The following is a 20,413-nucleotide window of genomic DNA, read 5'->3' on the forward strand; positions in this document are numbered from 1 at the left end:
TGGTTAATGCTTTTTTAGAATAATTATACAAAAATTGTATTTATATTTATTAAATTTGCGTTGAATTTAAAAAGCTAATAATGAAAAGACTGATTGTCTGTTTTTTACTAACTATATTTTTTATCGGAATAATCTTTGCACAGTCTCGTGACGTAGTAATAAAGCTAATTCACACATCAGACGTCCATGGACATTTAACTCCTTACGACTTTACTAATGACAAAGTGCGGTGCGGCAGTTTAGCTCGGGTAAGCTCTTTTGTTAACGAACAGCGACAAAAGTTTCCTGGTCGTGTGCTTTTGTTTGATGGAGGCGATGTTCTTCAAGGTCAGCCCAGTGTATATTATTACAATTACATAGATACTATTTCGCCTCATATAGTTTCCGAAGTGCAGAATTACATGAAATACGATGCTTTGGCATTTGGAAATCATGATGTGGAAACCGGTCATCCAATTTATGATCGTTGGATTAAGCAATGCAATGCTCCGGTTCTATCGGCAAATACATTGCGTAAAGATGGCAGCAATTATCTGCAGCCATATAAAATATTCGTTGTCGATGGAGTGAAAATAGCTGTCCTTGGATTAATAACTCCTTCGATCCCTGCATGGGTAAATGAAAGAATGTGGAGTGGTCTGTGGTTTGAAGATATGGAAGTATCTGCTAAAAAATGGATGAAAATAATCCGTGAAAAAGAAAATCCGGATATTGTAGTTGGACTCTTTCACTCGGGTATAGAGCCTTATAAATTAAATGGGCTGTACAATGAAAATGCATCACTTGAAGTAGCAAAGAATGTTCCGGGATTTGATGTAGTATTTGCCGGCCATGATCATACTTACTATAGTCATAAAGTGGCTAATATTGCTGGGGATTCAGTTTTGGTTATAGATCCGGCAAACGATGCAGAACGTGTTTCTGATGTTATGTTGAAGGTGAAAATGGAAAACGGTAAAGTGATAAGTAAAAGCTGTTCAGGCAAATTGAAAAGAATGTCTAATTATACAGCCGATGAAGCATTTATCAGTTACTTTTCTTCTCAGTTCGAAGCAGTGAAAACCTTTGTTAGCCGACCTATTGGTAAATTCGATAAAACAATAAGCAGCCGTGATGCTCTTTTTAAATCGTCGGAATTTTTAGATATAATACATTCAATTCAGTTGGGAGTAACTCAGGCAGATATTTCCTTTACTGCGCCATTAACGGGAGCTACTTATATTTATAAAGGGGATGTATATATGCGTGACCTTTTTAAGTTATATGCCTATGAAAATATGATTTATACCATGGAACTTACGGGGAAAGAGGTTAAGGATTATATAGAGCAATCGTATGCAATGTGGACTAATCAGATGAAAAGTGCCGACGATCATTTATTGTTGCTTAAACAAGATGATGGAGGAAAGTATGACCTGGTTAATTACAGCTATAATTTTGATACTGCAGCAGGCGTGGTTTATACTGTTGACGTAACGAAACCGGCTGGGGAGAAGGTACGGATTCTGCGAATGAGCAATGGTAAACCTTTTGATTTAAGTAAAAAATATAAAGTAGCTATAAACTCATACCGTGCTAATGGAGGAGGTGAACTGCTGACTAAAGGGGCCGGTATTCCACTGGACTCTTTGAAAAGCCGTATACTTGTTACATACCCAAACGATTTACGTTTCTATCTCATGAAGTATATAGAATCGAAAGGAGTTGTATCTCCAAAACCAATGAATCAATGGAAATTTATTCCTGCTAAATGGGCAAAAACTGCAGCAAAACGAGATAGAGAATTATTGTTTAATAAAGAAGATTAAAATGGCCGAATCACTTAAAATAGTAGAAGGAACTAAGGACGAAAAATATAAATCGCTGATATCTCAGATAAAGGCGTTGATTGAAGATGAAGAAGATCTGATTGCTAATCTGTCGAATACAGTTGCCGCATTAAAGCATGCTTTTGACTTCTTTTGGGTTGGCGTGTATTTTGTAAAAGGTGACGATTTAGTATTAGGCCCATTCCAGGGACCGATAGCCTGTACACGTATCAGATACGGTAAAGGCGTTTGCGGAACAGCTTGGAAAGAAGCGCGTACTCAGTTAGTGCCCGACGTTGATGCATTTCCAGGGCATATAGCCTGCAGTTCTCTTTCTCGTTCCGAGATTGTGATTCCGTTGGCTAAAGATGGAGTTATATGGGGAGTACTCGATATAGACAGCGCCGAACTAAATACTTTCGATGAGGTAGATAAACAACATTTGGAGCATCTTTCTTCTTTGCTAAATAACTTATTTTTATCAATCATTATTTAGAGGTTTTCTTAATAAAATAGCTGTTTAGTACTCACTTATTGCTATTAGTAGCTTATTTATAACGATTTCTAGGTATTTCGTAAGGCTTGGAGTAGCCTTAATTTTGCAGTGTTAATTTAAACACTGTAAAAATGAAAAGAAATAAATCGTTATTAGTTCTGTCATTAGCAATCCTTTCATCTTTCACTACTTCCCTTTTTGCTCAAGAGGCTGCAAAGGAAAAAGAAGAGGCGTTTAGTTTCGAAGCATCCTATGTTGGCGATCTTATAAATAATCTTTCGGGAGGAATAAAAACCGGATCGTCTTACCTGGGAATGGCTAATATTCGTTTAGGTTTTGATACAGAAAAGGCCGAATTATGGAATGGTGGGCAGTTTTATGTAAATGCTGCAAATACTCATGGAGCAACTCCTTCAGCCGATATGCTCGGCGATATACAGGTTATATCGAATATAGAGGCCGGGAATCATTCTTATCTTCAGGAACTATGGTATAAGCAAGTATTGAATAAAGTTGAGCTTACTGTTGGTTTGCAGGATTTAAATGTGGAGTTTGCCAATTCACAGTACGGATCTCTTTTTATGAATAGTTCGTTTGGCATTTTACCGGTTATCTCAACTAATTTTTCAGCACCAATCTTTCCGCTTACTACTTTGGGAGTAACTGCTAAATGGAATCCTTCAGAGAAAATATCTATATTGGGTGCAGTATATGATGGTAATCCTACCGATTTTGCATTTAATCCATATAACGTTAAATGGCGCTTGTCTTCGGGTGATGGTGTTCTAGCCATCACAGAACTTCAGTATAATACAACTGTAAATTCACTTCCGGGTACTTATAAACTGGGTGCTTATTCACACAGACATAGATTTAAAAAGAATGGAGTAATTAATTCTCCCGATTATAACTTGGTAGGTTTTTATGCTTATGGTGATCAGGAAGTATGGAAGCGTAATAATAAAGCCCTTGGATTATTTGCACAATTGGGATACAGTCCTTCGGACGTAAGTACCAATAATTATTATATAGGACTTGGAACCAATTATACAGGATTATTCTCTGAAAAAGGTTCAGATATTCTGGGATTAGCCATTGCTCATCAACACTTTACTGATGGATTAAGTAGCGAAACAACTATAGAACTTACTTATCACTATCTATTAACAAAGAATATATTTATTCAGCCGGATATTCAATATGTAATTAACCCGGCAGGAACTGGTGAGACGTTAGATAACTGCTTTACTTGTAACATGCGGTTTGGTATTAGTTTTTAAATAGTAAGTGATATGGAAAAAGATAAAAGTATGCATTTATCAGGATTACAGAATGGTGAAACAGGGGTAATAGTCAATGTAAAAGGTCGCGGAGCCTTCCGTAAAAGAATCACAGAAATGGGATTTGTGAAAGGTAAAACGGTAAAAGTTATTAAGAATGCTCCTTTGCAGGATCCTGTGGAGTATGAAATAATGGGCTATAATGTTTCGTTGAGGCGTAGTGAAGCTGCGCTAATTGAAGTAACTTCAGTAAATAATGCAGGACAGGTAGAGCAACCGGCTTTTGAAGGTACTTTTATGGACGATATACAGAAAACGGTAGAAAAGGAAAAAGGTCGTTTAATAAATATAGCTTTGGTTGGTAATCCGAATTGTGGTAAAACAACCTTGTTTAACTATGCCTCCGGTTCGCACGAAAGGGTAGGAAACTATGGTGGTGTTACGGTAGATTCTAAAGAAGCTTATGTGAAACAAGATGGTTACGAACTAAAGATTGTCGATCTGCCCGGAACTTATTCTATTACTGAATACACTCCGGAGGAATTGTATGTCCGTTCTCATATTATCGAAAACAAACCCGATGTTGTGGTTAATGTGATTGATGCTTCCAATCTGGAACGTAATCTATTTCTTACAACTCAGCTTATCGACATGAATATTAAAGTGGTGATTGCTTTGAATATGTATGACGAGCTTGAAGCAAAAGGGGTAAAACTGGATTATCAGACATTGGGTAAGATGATGGGCATTCCCATTGTTCCTACTGTTGCCGTAAAAGGTTTAGGTATAACCGAACTGATGAGTAAGATTATAGATGTTTACGAGGGAAAAGACTCAACGGTGAGGAATGTGAATATCAATTATGGAAATACCATTGAGAGTTCCATCTCTAAAATTCAGTCACTTATTCAGCAGGATAAAGCTGCTGCAAATGTCTATTCTACCAGATATGTAGCCATCAAGCTACTCGAAAATGATAAAACAACTTTGTCGACTTTGAGCAAGAGCAATAATTTTAATATGATATCAGAAAAAGTTAGTGTTGAAATTCAAAGGCTGGAAAAGGAATATGGAGAGAATTCGGAAACAATAATCACCGATGCAAAATATGGATTTATTGCCGGAGCTTTAGGCGAAACAATGGTAGAGGGCAAGGTGGATAAGCGTAAAAAAAGTCGGGAGATAGATAATTTGCTAACGCATAAAATTCTGGGTTTCCCTATCTTCTTTTTCTTTATGTGGCTTATGTTTCAGACAACCTTTACCTTAGGTAGTTATCCTATGGATTGGATAGATGCCGGAGTAGGGTATATAGGTGAGTTTGTAAGTAGCGTAATGCCCGAAGGTGCTCTGAGAGACTTGTTAGTAGACGGAGTTATAGCCGGTGTGGGTGGTGTAATTGTATTCCTTCCTAATATTCTTATTCTATTCTTCTTTATTTCATTAATGGAAGATACCGGGTACATGGCAAGAGTATCTTTTATTATGGATAAACTAATGCATAAAATAGGATTGCATGGAAAATCTTTTATTCCATTATTAATGGGTTTTGGATGTAACGTACCTGCAATTATGGCAACACGCACGCTGGAGAACCGTAAGGATAGAATGCTTACAATGCTTATCACTCCTTTTATGTCGTGTAGTGCCAGGTTACCGGTATATATCTTGTTGATCTCAGCCTTCTTTCCTAAGAATCAAGGATTGGTGCTGTTCTCTGTTTATATTATCGGGATTATAATTGCCATATTGGTTGCTTTAGTATTTAAGAATACTATATTCTCTAAACAAGATGTACCATTTGTGATGGAATTGCCTCCTTACAGAATTCCGACTCTTAAAAATACAACTATTCACATGTGGCATAAAGGGTCTCAGTATCTGCGTAAAATGGGAACGGTGATTCTGCTTGCTTCTATATTTATCTGGGCCTTGAGTTATTATCCTCGCGAAGTGAAATATTCAAGTGATTATGATGCGAAGATAGAATCTGTAAATGCAAATACAGTTTTGCCCGATTCGGTAAAACAATCAAAGACGGCTGAGCTGGAACTGTTGAAGGTGTCAGAGCATCAAGAACTATCTTATATTGGTCGTTTAGGACATTTCATTGAACCTGCAATCAAGCCTCTTGGGTTTGACTGGAAAATAGGTGTTAGTATCATTACCGGACTTGCGGCTAAAGAGATTGTGGTTGGTTCTATGGGTATTCTATATCATGCAGATTTGGCAGCTGATGAAAATTCTGGTAGTCTTATTGAAAAGCTTCAGCAGCAGGAATACACAAGTGGTGCATTGGTAGGTCAGAAAGTATTCACTCCTTTGGTAGCCTTTGGATTTATGCTTTTTGTGTTGATCTATTTTCCTTGTATGGCGGTTGTTGCAGCAATAAAAAAGGAATCGGACTGGAAGTGGGCTGTATTTACTATTGTATATACAACGGCGATAGCCTGGATTGTAGCTTTCCTTACTTATCAGATTGGAAGTCTAATTATTTAATTTATAAATTATGGTACAAAATATTATAGCATTAACAATTGTTTTCGTAGCGTTGGGTTATGTGGTGTTCTCAATTTTTAGAAAACGTGAAGCAGGAAATCAATCGAAATGTGGTAGTTGTTCGGGCTGTTCCGGTTGTGAACTTAAGAATATGATAAAAAATAAAAGTGGCAGCAAAATGAGCAGTTGTCATTAAAATACCTATATTTAGTGATTGATTACATTATAGATAAAGTCGTAAATTTGCGGCATATTAAAATAGGATAAATATGGATAAGCAATTAAAATATAAAGAAACGGATAAGATGAGCGATCTCATCTGTGAGAATTATACACTGTTGCAGGTAATGAGCAGGTTTGGCCTGTCATTGGGCTTTGGTGATAAAACAGTGAAAGAGTTTTGTTTGCTTAACCAGGTAGATTATCGCACCTTTTTAGCTGTGGTCAATTTTATTGATGAAGGATATCTGCGGATGGATGATACATTTAAAGAGTTATCCGTTGCCTCAATCATGAATTATCTGAAACAGGCCCATTCCTATTTTCTTGATTTTAATTTCCCGTCTATTCGCCTGAAGCTAATGGAAGCAATTGGGTATTCTGAAGATAATGTTACGTCTTTGATTATGAAGTTCTATGATGATTATGTGGATGAAGTTCGTAAGCATATGGAATATGAAGACAAAGTTGTATTTAAGTATGTTGAAGCATTGTTGAGAGGAGAATTGCCTACTAACTATTCTATTAGTGTTTATGCAAAGAAACATACTCAGGTGGAAACCAAGCTGACAGAGCTGAAGAATATTATCATTAAGTATTATCCGGCAAAGTCGAACAATAATTTACTTAATGCTGCTCTATTTGATATTTTTTCATGTGAACAGGATCTTGAATCTCACAGTAGAGTGGAAGATTACTTGTTTGTTCCCGAAGTTCTGAAACTTGTTAAGAAGTTATCGAATAGTGATGAGTAACATAACATTAAAGATAGTCGTAGCAGAAAATTCTGTAATTATCCGGAATGGGATTACAGCTACATTGAAGCGCCTTCCCGATTTAAGGATTCAGCCGATAGAGGTTCACTCCATAGAATCTCTTAAGGAGTGTGTCAGGATGGATAATATAAATATAGTAATTGTCAATCCGGCATTTGGAGGTTACTTTGATGTAGCAAAGTTTAAAGCAGAGACTTCGGCTACATCTAAGGTTGTTGCACTAGTCAGTTCCTTTGTTGATAAGATAACATTGAGCAAATATGACGATACAATATCTATTTACGATGACCAGGAAACTTTATACGGTAAAATCAATTCTTTGCAGAGTTTACCTAAAAAGAAGAGTGAAGAAGACGATGAAATGCTGAGCAGTCGTGAAAAAGAGATAGTAGTATGCGTAGTGAAGGGTATGACCAACAAGGAGATTGCAGATAATTTATTTATTTCTGTACATACGGTTATAACGCATCGAAGAAATATCGCTAAAAAATTACAGATACATAGTCCGGCCGGACTAACGATCTATGCCATTGTAAACAATCTGATTGAGATAAGTGAAGTAAAAAAGAATCTTATATAATAAGTTATTATACCGCGTTATACATCTCGTTATCTTTATAAAGACAATGAGATGTATTTTTTATGCAAAAAATATAGTCATGTTGATGCTTATTTAAAATAAATGTAGTATCTTTGCGTCTGTTGAAACATTCAATAACACTCCTACGGTGAGCTAGAATGTACTCCAAAATCAATAATATCCCAAATACTCATTTTATTTACGTCCCAACTTTAAGATGAATAAGCTCGTTTATCGTGTGCATTTATTTGTGTGTCGGGCTAATAATAGATTAAATAACTTATTTTATACGTATGTATAACATTATCCAATTGAACGACAAAAACCTGTCGGAACTACAAACCATTGCACAAGAATTAGGAATCAAAAAACCGGAATCTTTTAAGAAAGAGGAACTTGTGTATAAAATACTTGATGAACAAGCTATAGCGAGTGCTACAAAAAAAGTTGCAGCAGACAAGGAGAAGGAAGATCGCCGAGATGATAAAAAGAAACGCTCGCGTATCGTTAAAAAGGACTCACCTGATAAAGTGTACACTGCAAACAAAGATAAAGCAGAGAGAATTGAATCTGCTCCGGTTGCAGCGCCTGCTGCTAAACCAGTTGCAGCAAAAAATGAAGCTCCTGCAGTTGCAGCACAACCTGCCCCAGAGAAAAAGGAACCGGCAGAAAGACCTGCTAAGAAAAAAGCTCCAAAGGTTAAACAACCTGTTGCTAAAAATATTGAAACGGCTGCAGCAATTGCTGATACTATTCAGGCTCCAGCTGCTGCTATTCAGGCTCCGACTGTTACTCCTGTGGTAACGCCTGCTCCCAAAGTGGCTCCAAAAGTTGAAGCTCCTAAAGAACAACCTGCTGCGGTTGCACCAAAAAGCGAAGAAACCGCTCCTGCTCCTAAAAAGATAATTAAGAAACCTATCCCTGCTTCTCAAAAGAAAGAAGAGACACCGGTAGAAAAAGTAGAAATAAAAGAAGAGGCTCCACGTGTTCGCGAGGAAGTTATATTACCAGAAGTAGAACTCCCATTTGAAAGTGATGACGATTTTATTCCAATTGAGGATATGCCTTCTGAAAAGATAGAACTTCCTTCTGAACTTTTAGGAAAGTTTGAGTCTACGAAAGTTGTTCCTCCGGCTCCTCAGCAGCAGAAGCCACGCGTTCGTCTTCGTGAAAATGAACAAAGAACTCCAAATAAGCCACAACAGGCAAATGCTCCTAAAGTAAATCGCCCGAATCGTCCTGCAGAAGGAGAAGCTGAAGCTCCTAAAGCTCCTGAACGAAAAGTGATTGAGCGTGAAAAATCTTATGAATTTGATGGGATTTTAACCGGAACAGGTGTATTGGAAATTATGCAGGATGGTTACGGATTCCTTCGCTCTTCAGATTATAACTACCTTTCTTCACCAGATGATATTTATGTTTCTCAGTCACAAATTAAGTTATTCGGACTGAAAACCGGTGATGTGGTTGATGGTGCTATCCGTCCTCCAAAAGAAGGTGAAAAATATTTCCCACTTGTAAAGGTTGAAAAGATTAATGGTCGTGATCCGGCATTTGTTCGTGATCGTGTTCCTTTTGAACATCTAACTCCGCTTTTCCCTGATGAGAAATTTAAACTTTGCAAAGGTGACCGCAGAGATAATCTGTCAGCTCGTGTAGTAGATTTATTCTCGCCAATTGGTAAAGGACAACGTGGCTTGATCGTTGCTCAGCCAAAGACCGGTAAGACTATCCTTTTAAAAGATATTGCAAATTCAATTGCAGCAAATCATCCTGAAGTTTACATGATTGTTTTGCTTATTGACGAACGTCCGGAAGAAGTAACAGACATGGCCCGCAGTGTAAATGCCGAGGTTATTGCTTCTACTTTCGATGAACCTGCAGAGCGCCACGTAAAGGTTGCAAGTATTGTACTCGAAAAAGCAAAACGTATGGTAGAATGCGGTCACGATGTAGTGATTCTGCTCGACTCTATTACTCGTCTGGCTCGTGCTTATAATACTGTTTCTCCAGCATCAGGTAAAGTATTGTCGGGTGGTGTGGATGCTAATGCACTTCACAAACCAAAACGTTTCTTTGGTGCGGCACGTAATATTGAAAACGGTGGTTCACTTACTATTCTTGCAACTGCCTTGATTGATACCGGTTCTAAGATGGACGAAGTTATCTTTGAAGAATTCAAGGGTACAGGTAACATGGAATTGCAATTAGATCGTAATCTATCCAACAAACGTATCTTCCCAGCTGTTAATATTGTGGCATCCAGCACTCGTCGTGACGACTTGTTACTCGATAAGCAAACACTCGACCGTATGTGGATATTACGCAAGTATCTGTCGGATATGAATCCTATTGAAGCTATGGACTTTGTGAAAGATCGCTTAGAAAAGACTAGAGATAACGATGAATTCCTGATGAGTATGAACTCATAAATTTGGAATATAAAATACAAATGAAGAGTGGGGAATGCAACTGGTAATTCCTCACTCTTTTTTATTGATAAAAACTAAACTTAGAGATCAGTATAAAAAGTGGTGGGAATGTTAAAAGTTTCCTCCATTTATGCATAACAACTTAATTATAACAGATGTATACTAACAAACAGATTTGGAATGTAAGTTCACCTATTTTTTTAAGTTTGCTGGCTCAGACTATTATTGGTGTAACCGATACCGCTTTTCTTGGTAGAGTAGGGGAAGTGGAGCTTGGTGCATCGGCAATGGGGAGCTTGTTTTATATCTGCGTTTTTACAATTGCTTTCGGATTTAGTACGGGCTCTCAGATTATTATTGCAAGAAGAAATGGTGAAGGAAACTATAAAGATGTGGGACCTGTAATGATTCAGGGAACTTTTTTCCTGTTGGGGATGGCTTTTATACTTTTCTGCTTGTCCAAACTTATGGCTCCCGGAATTATGCGATTCCTAGTTTCTTCCGACAAAATATTCGATTCAACTATGATATTCCTGAATTGGCGTATCATAGGTTTCTTTTTTGCATTTGTCAATGTAATGTTTCGTGCACTGTATATTGGTATAACCCGCACCAGGGTGCTTACCATCAGTGCAGCCGTAATGGCTTTGGTAAATGTTATACTTGCATATACTTTGATCTTTGGACATTTTGGTTTTCCCAGAATGGGTATCAAAGGAGCTGCAATTGCATCCGTCATAGCTGAGGCTTCTTCTGTTCTGTTTTTCTTAGTCTACACAAAGATAACGGTTGATTTTAAGAAGTACGGACTTAACCAGTTCAGGTCTTTTGAAATTCAGTTACTGGTTCGTGTGTTAAGAATATCCAGCTTTACCATGATGCAATATTTTCTTTCCATGGCCACCTGGTTTGTATTTTTTGTAGCAGTGGAACGTCTGGGACAAAGACAACTGGCAGTTGCCAATATTGTAAGAAGCATTTATGTGGTAATGCTTATTCCTGTAAATGCGCTCTCCACAACATCTAATACATTAGTCAGCAATGCCATTGGGGCAGGAGGTGTTAATCAGGTTATACAGATAATGAATAAAATTGCCCGATTCTCTTTTCTTATTGTCTTTTCGGTTGTAGCATTAGTCGTACTTTTTCCGGAAGCTGTTTTGTCAGTCTATACCAACGAATCCGCTCTGATAGCAGAATCTGTGAATTCTGTTTATGTAATCTCTTTTGCAATGCTTATAGCTTCAGTATCAAATGTTTATTTTAATGGTATATCAGGAACTGGTAATACGAGTTCGGCACTAATGCTGGAGACTATTACCCTTGTTTTCTATACCGGATATATCTTTTTGGTAGGAGTTTATCTCAAGGCTCCGGTAGCTATCTGTTTTTTTATTGAGGCACTTTATTATCTGTTGTTATTGACGGGAAGCTTTATTTATCTGAAAAAAGCAAATTGGCAGAGTAAAAAGCTCTGAAATATCCAATTATTTCGTATTTTTGCGGACCTAAATTAGTAATAATAACAATAATAAGATATGTTCGATAATTTAAGCGAGAGACTGGATAGGTCTTTTAAGATTTTAAAGGGTGAAGGAAAGATCACCGAAATCAATGTAGCGGAAACACTGAAAGATGTGCGTAAAGCCCTCTTGGATGCCGACGTAAACTATAAAGTTGCTAAGACTTTTACAGATACAGTCAAGGAAAAAGCTTTGGGACAGAATGTGCTTACTGCCGTTAAACCAAGCCAGTTGATGGTTAAGATTGTTCACGATGAGCTTACCGAATTAATGGGTGGCGAGACTGTGGATGTTAACCTGAAAGGTGCTCCCGCTGTTATCTTGATGTCTGGTTTACAAGGTTCCGGTAAAACTACATTCTCCGGAAAACTTGCAAAAATGTTGAAGACTAAACGTAACAAGAAACCTCTTTTGGTTGCCTGTGATGTTTATCGACCTGCGGCTATTGAGCAGTTACATGTGCTGGGACAACAAATAGAGGTTCCTGTTTATAGTGAAATAGATAGCAAAAGTCCTGTTCAGATTGCTCAGAACGCAATCAAGGAAGCTAAGGCAAAAGGTTATGATCTGGTAATTGTCGATACTGCCGGACGTTTGGCTATTGACGAGCAGATGATGAACGAAATTGCTGCTATCAAGAATGCTATCAACCCAGATGAAATCTTGTTCGTTGTTGACTCAATGACTGGTCAGGATGCTGTAAATACTGCTAAGGAATTTAACGACCGTCTCGACTTCAATGGTGTTGTTCTTACTAAGTTGGATGGTGATACCCGTGGTGGTGCTGCCCTTTCTATCCGCTCTGTGGTTAACAAACCAATCAAATTTGTGGGTACAGGTGAAAAGATGGAAGCTATCGATCAGTTCCACCCTTCACGTATGGCCGACCGTATTTTGGGAATGGGTGATATCGTTTCGTTGGTGGAACGTGCTCAGGAACAATATGACGAAGAAGAAGCTAAACGTCTTCAGAAGAAAATCTCAAAGAATCAGTTCGATTTTAACGACTTCCTTTCTCAGATAGCTCAGATTAAGAAGATGGGTAACCTGAAAGATCTTGCATCTATGATTCCGGGTGTTGGTAAAGCGATTAAAGATATCGATATTGACGATAACGCATTCAAGAGTATTGAAGCTATTATCTATTCAATGACTCCGAAAGAAAGAAGTAATCCGGAAATCATTAACGGATCACGCCGTACACGTATTGCTAAAGGTAGTGGTACAAATATTCAAGAGGTAAACCGCCTGATGAAGCAATTTGACCAGACTCGCAAGATGATGAAGATGGTTACCAGTAGCAAGATGGGCAAGATGATGCCTAAAATGAGAAAATAAGAATAAAAAAGATACAGTACTATGCAATTAATTGATGGAAAAGCAATATCGGAACAAGTAAAGCAAGAGATTGCTGCTGAAGTTGCCGAACTAGTTGCAAAAGGTGGTAAAAGACCTCATCTGGCAGCTATCCTTGTAGGACACGATGGAGGAAGTGAAACTTATGTTGCTGCAAAAGTAAAAGCTTGTGAAGTTTGTGGTTTTAAGTCTTCTTTGATTCGTTTCGAATCTGATGTTACAGAAGAAGATTTATTGAACAAGGTAAAAGAGCTTAATGAAGATGTTGATGTAGACGGATTTATTGTTCAGCTACCTTTGCCTAAACACATCTCTGAACAAAAAGTTATTGAAACTATTGATTACCGCAAGGATGTGGATGGATTCCATCCAATTAACGTAGGGCGTATGTCTATCGGTTTGCCTTGCTATGTATCGGCTACTCCTAACGGAATTCTTGAGTTGTTAAAACGTTATAATATCGAGACTAGCGGAAAGAAATGTGTAGTATTGGGACGTAGTAATATTGTAGGTAAACCAATGGCTTCTTTGATGATGCAGAAAGCTTATCCGGGCGATGCTACAGTAACTGTTTGCCACAGCCGTTCTAAAGACTTGGTTAAGGAATGTCAGGAAGCAGATATTATTATCGCAGCACTTGGTCAGCCAAACTTCCTAAAAGGTTCAATGGTAAAAGATGGTGCGGTAGTTATCGACGTAGGTACTACTCGTGTTCCTTCTGATAAAACAAAATCGGGATTCAAGCTTACAGGAGATGTTCTTTTTGAAGAAGTGGCTCCTAAATGCTCATTCATAACTCCTGTTCCGGGTGGAGTAGGACCAATGACTATTGTTTCGCTGATGAAAAATACTCTTTTGGCAGGAAAGAAAGAAATATATAAGTAAACTTTCTGTAATGAAACATCTGATCCTTTTGGTGACTGCTGTTTTATCTTTCTCATGTACTTCCCATTCTCAGAAGAAGGAGGCTCATGATAGGGATGAGATGGCTGCCACTAAAAGGATCACTCTTTTATTTGCAGGTGATTTTATGCAGCATCAGCGACAGATAGATGCAGCAGTAACTGATAATGGGTACAATTACGACGATTGCTTTAGTCAGATAAAAGAGGAAGTAAGTAAGGCTGATGTTGCTATTGGTAATCTGGAAGTAACGCTGGGCGGAGAACCTTATGGTGGATATCCCGGATTCAGTGCTCCCGATGAATATATGTATGCCATTCAGAATGCTGGTTTCGATGTGATGACTACTGCAAATAATCACTGCCACGACAAAGGCCGAAAAGGGCTCGAACGAACTATCCATATACTCGATTCACTTAAAGTTCCTCATCTTGGAACATATCTCGATATAGACGATCGGGAAAATAGATATCCCTTATTTATTGAAAAGAACGGCTTCTCTATTGCCTTATTAAACTACACTTATGCTACTAATGGTCTGAAGACTAAAAAGCCTAATGTGGTTAATTATATAGGTAAGAACCTTATGTTACGTGATATTGTAAAAGCACGTGCAAAGAATCCCGATGTTATCATAGCTTGTATGCATTGGGGAACGGAATACCAGTCCACTCCAGATAAGAACCAGATAGAATTGGCCGACTGGCTCTTTGCTCACGGAGTAGATCATGTGATTGGTTCTCATCCTCACGTGGTGCAACCAATGGAGATACGTTATGATCCTGTTAAGAAGCAACAGCATATTCTGGTTTATTCATTAGGAAATTATATTTCGGATATGTCGGCATTAAAAACCGATGGGGGAGTAATGTTTAAAATGGAATTGAGTAAAAAAGATACGGTTAAAGTAGAAAATTGTGGTTATAGTTTAGTGTGGACCTATCGTCCTAAGTTTAGCGGCGAAAAAAATTATAAAATAATTCCGGCTGCAAGCCCACGCGATAAGTTACCTGTAAATGTAGCTAACCGTCTGAATATCTTTGTAAAAGACTCTAGAAACCTTTTTACCACGCACAATAAAGAAATTAAAGAATACTTTTTTTGATAATTTTTTCCTGCAAACGCTTGCAGATTTAAATAAAAAGCGTACCTTTGCAACGCATTAGGAAATAAACAACATGGTGGACGTAGCTCAGCTGGTTAGAGCGTCGGATTGTGGTTCCGAAGGTCGTGGGTTCGAACCCCATCTTCCACCCCAAAATGCAAAAAGGTCTTGAATGAAAATTCAAGACCTTTTTTTATTCTTAAGTTATTAGGAGGGCCAACTGGGGATCAGTCCATAATTTTGTGGGAATGTTAAAAGTTTCCTCCATTTATGCATAAATTTTAGTCACTCTATAAAGAAAGAATTTCATATCACTCACTCCTCTAAAAGATGCTCTAAAAGCCTTTAGTTTTGCATTAAAAGATTCTGCTGCAGCGTTAGCACTTCGATTCTCAAAATAGTTTAATATTCTTTCCGAGTGATTCTCAAACATAAATATTATTTCTGAGAAGTTAGGGATCAGTCCATAAATTTTATAGAATCTGATAAAAAGTTTGCAAAACACCAGAAATAAAAGGCTTAATATAATATCTTGCACCTAAAGTGACGAAGAATCATATTTTCACGGCACACTCCCTCGCTCCCTCACAAAGTCTGTTCAATACACAATAAATCAGTTACTTATTAGGTAAGGGTAGTATTTAGAACCCTCACTTTACCCTCACAAAAAGTGCCTACCCTCACTTTTCCGATACATTTTAGAGCATTATCTGAATAATAAAAGAAATAAGTTGATAAAAAGTCTATCTTTGTTTTTTAGATAAATTGTATGGAAACAATAGATATTCTCAATGCTTTTTTACCGAGTTGGCTATTTGATTACGTTTATGCAATAAAAATAAATGATAGCATAGATCAAATTGATAGTTATTTAAATGCGAAGAAACAAATTGTAGATTAATTTTAAAATCCAATTAGGACTTATTTTATGCAAATATCATTTCTAGCCTATAAATAAAGATGATGTATCTCAAACTACTCTAAACTGTGAATAAATAGCTTTAACTTTAACATTTAAAGACTCAGCAGAAATATTTGTAGCTTTATTCTTAAAATTGTTGGTTATGATTTAGTTTTAAAAAGAAAAAGATGGATGATTATGAAATAGAAGAATGGAATGATTGGCACAAAGATTTAAATAATTGGGAAAAAAATCAAGATGAGCTAGAATTGATTACTTCAGAACTATCTCACGAAGAATATTGGAATCCTGTGCCTGATTGGTTGCAGGAATGGAAAGATTGGTATAAAAAGTCTGATTAATTTCCATTCCTGAAGGAATCTATATAGTGAATGATAAACTCAGTTCAGCTATTCTTTAATTTTGATGTTTCTATTTGATAAGCTTTCAATAATGGCGAGTGATTCTACTTTTATTCCTTTTGATTCGAGCAATAAACGTCCATTTTGAAATTCTTTTTCGATGATAAACCCCATACCAACCATATTTGCTCCTGCCTGTTCTACTAAATCAAGAATGCCGGATGCTGCATTTCCATAAGCTAAAAAGTCGTCAATGAAGAGTATATTGTCGTCCGGACCTATAAATTCAGTACTTATAACTATTTCGTAGTCGCGATCTTTTGTGAAAGAATGTACTGTTGTAGATAAATAGTTCTTCATTGTATTTGGCCGTTTTTTCTTGGCAAATATAACCGGCAAGTCCATAAGGAACCCTGTCATAATAGCTGGAGCAATACCGCTGGCCTCGATAGTTATAATCTTATTTACCTTAGTATTGGCAAAGCGACGTACAAATTCAATCCCAATAGCTTTCATTAGCGTTGGGTCCATTTGGTGATTAATAAAACTATCAACTTTCAAGATTCCGCCTTCGAAGCATTTTCCATCTTGAAGTATCTTTTCTTTTAACAGTTTCATGACCTTGATAATTATCGGTTATTCCTCAGATCTTTTACCCGTACTGCTTTGCCTTCACTTTGAGGTAGTGATCCTTTATTTACTAATTTCAGTTTTGGAGTAAGCAATATTTCATCTTTTAATTGACGTGTTATTTCCTTTGCCAGGCCTTGCAGCTCAACATAGTTGTCGGTTGAAAGATCGCCTAGTTCTACTTCAACAATCATCTCGTCCTGATTGTTCTTAGTTTCTAATGTAATCAGATAATTACTGCCTAACTGAGGGAACTGAACCAGAATTTTTTCAATCTGCATTGGGAATATATTCACTCCTTTAATAATGAACATATCATCGCTTCTGCCTTTTATTCTGTCAATTCGGATATGAGTGCGACCGCATGGACATTTACCCGGTAATATACGTGTTAAGTCGCGAGTGCGGTAGCGGATAAGAGGCATTTGCTCACGATCAAGAGTAGTAAGAACAAGTTCGCCTATTTCACCCTCCGGAACATGCTCACCAGTTTCCGGATCTATTATTTCAACTAAATAACAATCTTCCCAGAAGTGCATTCCGTTTTGTTCCTTGCATTCGAAAGCCACACCGGGGCCATTCATCTCTGTCATGCCAAAACAGTTGTATGCTTTAACGCCCAGAAGTTTTTCTATCTTTCTTCGCTGCTCGTTTGTATGCGGTTCGGCGCCAATTACCAGCGTTTTAAGTTTTGTGCTTTTGGGATCAATACCTTCTTCCTGGAATACTTCAGCCAGACGGATGGCATAACTTGGAATAGCATGAAGGGCTGTTGTTCCAAAATCTTTTATAAATTTGATTTGTCGCTTACTGTTTCCCGCTGCTGCAGGAACAGTAAGCGCACCAAGTTTTTCTGCGCCATACTGAAAACCTAGTCCTCCTGTAAACATTCCATAGCCAGAACTATTCTGAAAAACATCAGTCTTTCTCAGTCCAACCATGTATAAACAGCGAGCAACCAGGTTTGCCCATGAATCAAGATCGTGTTGTGAGTGTACAATTACGGTAGGATTACCGGTTGTACCGCTGGAAGAATGGACTCTTACTGCATTGCTCATATCTCCTGCTACTAACCCGAAAGGATAGTTTTTGCGCATATCTGCTTTTGTGGTGAAAGGAATCTTTTTGATATCTTCCAATGACTGTATAGAATCTGCGTTTATGCCGTGTTGAGTGAAAACGTTTTTATAGTAAGGTGCGTTAGAAGCGATATTTATTGTTTTTCTTAGTCTTTGAAGCTGAAGTTCGTTCAACTTCTCTCTACTCATCGTTTCTATATCTTCTTCCCAATATTGATTCATGGTTTGAATAAATTAGTAAGGCGTTCTGTCTTTTTGTGGTTTTACATCATTTTTTCAGCAATCTCTTTTCCGGCAGCTAAAGCTTTAAGATTCATTTCTACGATAGCTTCTCCTTTTCTTTCGAAGATATCGCGGATACTTTCTTGAATCTTACTATATTCAATTCCCAGGAAAGGAATTGTAGCGCCAAGTAATACTATGTTTGATACACGGGGAGAGCCTAACTCTTTTGCAACCTTATCTACATCCAGAATTATCTTGTGAGGTAGTTTATTAATCTCATTCATTATATCAGCTTCTGCCGGATAATTTGGGATATTGATAAACGGAACTTCATTAGTTACCAACCAGCCATCATTACTAAGGTAGGGGAGGTAGCGCAAGCTTTCCATTGGCTCGAGTGAGATAATCAAGTCGCACTTGCCTGTTGGTATTAAATCTGAAGCAATTGGCTTATCGCTTATACGAAGATTAGATTGCACATCGCCTCCTCTTTGGCTCATTCCGTGAACTTCTGCCTGCTTCATGTAAAGTCCTTCTTTTAAGGCTGCCTCACCAATTACGGTAGCGATGGAAAGAATTCCCTGACCGCCTACACCTGATAAAATTATATCTTTTTTCATTTTTTGCTACTTCTTTTCTTTCTTGCTAATGTTTGTACACACTCTCTGCGAGGAATAATAACCGATACACCACGATATTCAATCTCTTCGCGGATAATTTGTTCCATTTCCTCATAATTCTTCTTTAAAGGAACAACTACACGAAGATGTGCAGGATCAACTCCAAGTCCGAGACAGATAGCTTCAATCTTTCCGGTACCGGCCGAATCTTGTCCACCAGTCATGGCTGTTGTTTCATTATCGGAGATTATGATGGTTACACTGGCATTTTCGTTTATGCAATCAAGTAAACCTGTCATTCCTGAGTGAGTAAATGTAGAATCACCAATAACAGCTACCGAAGGGAATAAGCCTGCATCTGCAGCACCTTTAGCCATGGTGATGGAAGCTCCCATATCCACGCAAGAGTGAATAGCGTTGAATGGTGCACCGGCGCCTAAAGTATAGCAACCAATATCACTGAATACTTTATGTGCAGGGTAATCTGCTTTTAATACTGCTGTTAAAATAGTATACATATCGCGGTGGCCGCAACCTTCGCAAAGAGCTGGCGGACGCATTTCAACTACGTTTGGAGTAACGAATGTAGATTTGTTTTCTTTGCCTACAGCTTTGGCTACGCTATCAGGATTTAATTCTCCATCGCGTGAAAGAGTTCCGTCTAAGCGTCCTTTAACTTTAACTGCATTTCCAAGGTAACCGCCGATGAGTCTTTCAACAAATGGCTGTCCGTCTTCCAATACCAGAATTTCATCGCATTCAGAAATCAGTTGGGTTAATTGCTTTTTAGGAAGTGGGTATTGACCAATTTTCAATACCGGATATTCGCATCCATCAGGATAGTTTTCCATTAGGTAATTGAATCCGATACCGCACGCCACGATACCTAACTTTTTGTTAGGACCGTCAATATACTTATTATAAGGAGATTCTTCTGATGCTTTAACAAAGTCTTCTTGTTTGGCAATTAATCCTTTGTAGCGGCGGCGAGCGTTTCCCGGAAGGAGAATGAATTGTTTCGGATCATCACTGAAAGACATTTCATTTTGTTGTTTTAAAGCTTTAGTTTCAACGCCCGAACGAGAGTGAGCCAATCGGGTAACCATTCTCAGAAGAATTGGTTCGCCTATTTGTTCAGAGAACTCGAATCCGCTGTAAACCATGTCATAAGTTTCCTGCTGATTGGAAGGCTCTAGCATAGGGATTAATGAAAAGTCGCCATAGAAACGGCTGTCTTGTTCATTTTGTGAAGAGTGCATGCTGGGATCGTCGGCAGCAACAACCAGTAGTCCTCCGTTAACTCCCGTCATGGCAGAATTGATAAAGCAATCTGCTGCTACGTTCATACCAACGTGCTTCATGCATACCAAAGCACGTTTGCCGGAAAAGGACATTCCCAAAGCGGTTTCCATAGCCGTTTTTTCGTTTGTACTCCAACGGCTATGGATATTTCTTTCTTTCGCCAGCGGCGATTGCTGAATGTATTCTGTTATTTCAGTAGAAGGTGTGCCCGGATAGGCATAAACGCCGGAAAGTCCGGCGTCAATAGCTGCTTGCGCAATGGCTTCATCGCCCAATAAGAGTTGTTTGCTCATATCTTTGTATCTTAAATGTGTTTT

19 protein-coding genes and 1 tRNA gene are annotated in these 20,413 nt (G+C 38.0%); 15 read left to right on the plus strand and 5 right to left on the minus strand.

Annotation, left to right across the window (positions count from 1 at the left end; translation table 11 throughout):
• Nucleotides 1-80 precede the first annotated feature (80 nt).
• The 13 genes from BUC21_RS02860 to BUC21_RS02920 all read left to right on the plus strand — a co-directional run bounded on the left by BUC21_RS02860 (nucleotide 81) and on the right by BUC21_RS02920 (nucleotide 15,130).
• Nucleotides 81-1,808, plus strand: coding sequence for a bifunctional metallophosphatase/5'-nucleotidase (locus BUC21_RS02860; protein WP_073399013.1), 1,728 nt, complete (start codon nucleotides 81-83; stop codon nucleotides 1,806-1,808).
• A gap of 1 nt (nucleotide 1,809) precedes the next feature.
• Complete coding sequence (locus tag BUC21_RS02865; protein WP_073399014.1) at nucleotides 1,810-2,304, plus strand: GAF domain-containing protein; 495 nt, start codon at nucleotides 1,810-1,812, stop codon at nucleotides 2,302-2,304.
• A 131-nt stretch (nucleotides 2,305-2,435) separates the two neighbouring features.
• A complete protein-coding gene (locus BUC21_RS02870; RefSeq protein WP_073399015.1) occupies nucleotides 2,436-3,584 on the plus strand; it encodes a carbohydrate porin in 1,149 nt (382 codons plus the stop codon).
• 30 nt (nucleotides 3,585-3,614) lie between these two features.
• A complete protein-coding gene (feoB, locus tag BUC21_RS02875) occupies nucleotides 3,615-6,083 on the plus strand; it encodes a ferrous iron transport protein B (RefSeq protein WP_073399199.1) in 2,469 nt (822 codons plus the stop codon).
• Between the two features lie 10 nt (nucleotides 6,084-6,093).
• The gene (locus BUC21_RS02880) at nucleotides 6,094-6,279 is read left to right on the plus strand and encodes a FeoB-associated Cys-rich membrane protein (protein WP_073399016.1); all 186 of its coding nucleotides are present in this window, start codon (nucleotides 6,094-6,096) and stop codon (nucleotides 6,277-6,279) included.
• 73 nt (nucleotides 6,280-6,352) lie between these two features.
• Nucleotides 6,353-7,057, plus strand: a complete 705-nt coding sequence (locus tag BUC21_RS02885; protein ID WP_073399017.1) for a hemerythrin domain-containing protein — start codon at nucleotides 6,353-6,355, stop codon at nucleotides 7,055-7,057.
• Nucleotides 7,050-7,658 (plus strand): response regulator transcription factor, encoded by a 609-nt coding sequence (locus BUC21_RS02890; protein ID WP_394332744.1) that lies wholly within the window; start codon nucleotides 7,050-7,052, stop codon nucleotides 7,656-7,658. Before BUC21_RS02885 ends, BUC21_RS02890 begins: the two co-directional genes overlap by 8 nt.
• A gap of 293 nt (nucleotides 7,659-7,951) precedes the next feature.
• A complete protein-coding gene (gene rho, locus BUC21_RS02895) occupies nucleotides 7,952-10,090 on the plus strand; it encodes a transcription termination factor Rho (protein ID WP_073399018.1) in 2,139 nt (712 codons plus the stop codon).
• A 155-nt stretch (nucleotides 10,091-10,245) separates the two neighbouring features.
• On the plus strand, nucleotides 10,246-11,568 hold the full coding sequence (locus BUC21_RS02900) for an MATE family efflux transporter (protein ID WP_073399019.1): 1,323 nt from the start codon (nucleotides 10,246-10,248) through the stop codon (nucleotides 11,566-11,568).
• Between the two features lie 60 nt (nucleotides 11,569-11,628).
• Nucleotides 11,629-12,951 (plus strand): signal recognition particle protein, encoded by a 1,323-nt coding sequence (ffh, locus tag BUC21_RS02905; RefSeq protein ID WP_073399020.1) that lies wholly within the window; start codon nucleotides 11,629-11,631, stop codon nucleotides 12,949-12,951.
• A gap of 21 nt (nucleotides 12,952-12,972) precedes the next feature.
• A complete protein-coding gene (gene folD, locus BUC21_RS02910; protein ID WP_073399021.1) occupies nucleotides 12,973-13,854 on the plus strand; it encodes a bifunctional methylenetetrahydrofolate dehydrogenase/methenyltetrahydrofolate cyclohydrolase FolD in 882 nt (293 codons plus the stop codon).
• Between the two features lie 10 nt (nucleotides 13,855-13,864).
• Complete coding sequence (locus tag BUC21_RS02915; protein WP_073399022.1) at nucleotides 13,865-14,977, plus strand: CapA family protein; 1,113 nt, start codon at nucleotides 13,865-13,867, stop codon at nucleotides 14,975-14,977.
• Between the two features lie 76 nt (nucleotides 14,978-15,053).
• Nucleotides 15,054-15,130, plus strand: a tRNA-His gene (locus BUC21_RS02920).
• Nucleotides 15,131-15,245: 115 nt separating this feature from the next.
• Here the strand turns inward: BUC21_RS02920 and BUC21_RS16280 are convergent.
• Complete coding sequence (locus tag BUC21_RS16280) at nucleotides 15,246-15,515, minus strand: transposase (protein ID WP_073399023.1); 270 nt, start codon at nucleotides 15,513-15,515, stop codon at nucleotides 15,246-15,248.
• Between the two features lie 231 nt (nucleotides 15,516-15,746).
• Between BUC21_RS16280 and BUC21_RS16690 the strand changes: the two genes are divergently transcribed.
• Nucleotides 15,747-15,878 carry a hypothetical protein gene (locus BUC21_RS16690; protein ID WP_262483225.1) on the plus strand — a complete coding sequence of 44 codons (132 nt, stop codon included), beginning with the start codon at nucleotides 15,747-15,749 and terminating at the stop codon, nucleotides 15,876-15,878.
• 188 nt (nucleotides 15,879-16,066) lie between these two features.
• Nucleotides 16,067-16,240, plus strand: a complete 174-nt coding sequence (locus BUC21_RS16370; protein ID WP_175550463.1) for a hypothetical protein — start codon at nucleotides 16,067-16,069, stop codon at nucleotides 16,238-16,240.
• 48 nt (nucleotides 16,241-16,288) lie between these two features.
• Here BUC21_RS16370 and xpt read toward each other — a convergent pair whose 3' ends face one another.
• The 4 genes from xpt to BUC21_RS02945 are packed head-to-tail and all read right to left on the minus strand — an operon-like array spanning nucleotide 16,289 to nucleotide 20,389.
• Complete coding sequence (gene xpt, locus BUC21_RS02930) at nucleotides 16,289-16,858, minus strand: xanthine phosphoribosyltransferase (protein WP_073399024.1); 570 nt, start codon at nucleotides 16,856-16,858, stop codon at nucleotides 16,289-16,291.
• A gap of 11 nt (nucleotides 16,859-16,869) precedes the next feature.
• A complete protein-coding gene (locus tag BUC21_RS02935) occupies nucleotides 16,870-18,171 on the minus strand; it encodes a phenylacetate--CoA ligase family protein (RefSeq protein ID WP_073399025.1) in 1,302 nt (433 codons plus the stop codon).
• 41 nt (nucleotides 18,172-18,212) lie between these two features.
• Nucleotides 18,213-18,794 (minus strand): indolepyruvate oxidoreductase subunit beta, encoded by a 582-nt coding sequence (locus tag BUC21_RS02940; protein WP_073399026.1) that lies wholly within the window; start codon nucleotides 18,792-18,794, stop codon nucleotides 18,213-18,215.
• Nucleotides 18,791-20,389 carry a thiamine pyrophosphate-dependent enzyme gene (locus BUC21_RS02945; RefSeq protein WP_073399027.1) on the minus strand — a complete coding sequence of 533 codons (1,599 nt, stop codon included), beginning with the start codon at nucleotides 20,387-20,389 and terminating at the stop codon, nucleotides 18,791-18,793. The genes BUC21_RS02940 and BUC21_RS02945 overlap by 4 nt, the downstream gene beginning before the upstream one ends.
• Nucleotides 20,390-20,413: the final 24 nt, after the last annotated feature.

The organism is Bacteroides luti (assembly GCF_900128905.1).
Classification (GTDB): Bacteria; Bacteroidota; Bacteroidia; order Bacteroidales; family Bacteroidaceae; genus Bacteroides; species Bacteroides luti.

What these genes read in the sequence shown, in the direction of transcription:
- BUC21_RS16690 (WP_262483225.1), top strand. Translation starts at nt 15,747, where the DNA reads ATGGAAACAATAGATATTCTCAATGCTTTTTTACCGAGTTGGCTATTT.
- BUC21_RS16370 (WP_175550463.1), top strand. Translation starts at nt 16,067, where the DNA reads ATGGATGATTATGAAATAGAAGAATGGAATGATTGGCACAAAGATTTA.
- BUC21_RS02935 (WP_073399025.1), bottom strand. Translation starts at nt 18,171, where the DNA reads ATGAATCAATATTGGGAAGAAGATATAGAAACGATGAGTAGAGAGAAG.
- ffh (WP_073399020.1), top strand. Translation starts at nt 11,629, where the DNA reads ATGTTCGATAATTTAAGCGAGAGACTGGATAGGTCTTTTAAGATTTTA.
- BUC21_RS02940 (WP_073399026.1), bottom strand. Translation starts at nt 18,794, where the DNA reads ATGAAAAAAGATATAATTTTATCAGGTGTAGGCGGTCAGGGAATTCTT.
- feoB (WP_073399199.1), top strand. Translation starts at nt 3,615, where the DNA reads ATGCATTTATCAGGATTACAGAATGGTGAAACAGGGGTAATAGTCAAT.
- BUC21_RS02915 (WP_073399022.1), top strand. Translation starts at nt 13,865, where the DNA reads ATGAAACATCTGATCCTTTTGGTGACTGCTGTTTTATCTTTCTCATGT.
- folD (WP_073399021.1), top strand. Translation starts at nt 12,973, where the DNA reads ATGCAATTAATTGATGGAAAAGCAATATCGGAACAAGTAAAGCAAGAG.
- BUC21_RS02870 (WP_073399015.1), top strand. Translation starts at nt 2,436, where the DNA reads ATGAAAAGAAATAAATCGTTATTAGTTCTGTCATTAGCAATCCTTTCA.
- BUC21_RS02945 (WP_073399027.1), bottom strand. Translation starts at nt 20,389, where the DNA reads ATGAGCAAACAACTCTTATTGGGCGATGAAGCCATTGCGCAAGCAGCT.
- BUC21_RS02900 (WP_073399019.1), top strand. Translation starts at nt 10,246, where the DNA reads ATGTATACTAACAAACAGATTTGGAATGTAAGTTCACCTATTTTTTTA.
- rho (WP_073399018.1), top strand. Translation starts at nt 7,952, where the DNA reads ATGTATAACATTATCCAATTGAACGACAAAAACCTGTCGGAACTACAA.
- BUC21_RS02860 (WP_073399013.1), top strand. Translation starts at nt 81, where the DNA reads ATGAAAAGACTGATTGTCTGTTTTTTACTAACTATATTTTTTATCGGA.
- BUC21_RS02890 (WP_394332744.1), top strand. Translation starts at nt 7,050, where the DNA reads ATGAGTAACATAACATTAAAGATAGTCGTAGCAGAAAATTCTGTAATT.
- BUC21_RS02880 (WP_073399016.1), top strand. Translation starts at nt 6,094, where the DNA reads ATGGTACAAAATATTATAGCATTAACAATTGTTTTCGTAGCGTTGGGT.
- xpt (WP_073399024.1), bottom strand. Translation starts at nt 16,858, where the DNA reads ATGAAACTGTTAAAAGAAAAGATACTTCAAGATGGAAAATGCTTCGAA.
- BUC21_RS02885 (WP_073399017.1), top strand. Translation starts at nt 6,353, where the DNA reads ATGGATAAGCAATTAAAATATAAAGAAACGGATAAGATGAGCGATCTC.
- BUC21_RS02865 (WP_073399014.1), top strand. Translation starts at nt 1,810, where the DNA reads ATGGCCGAATCACTTAAAATAGTAGAAGGAACTAAGGACGAAAAATAT.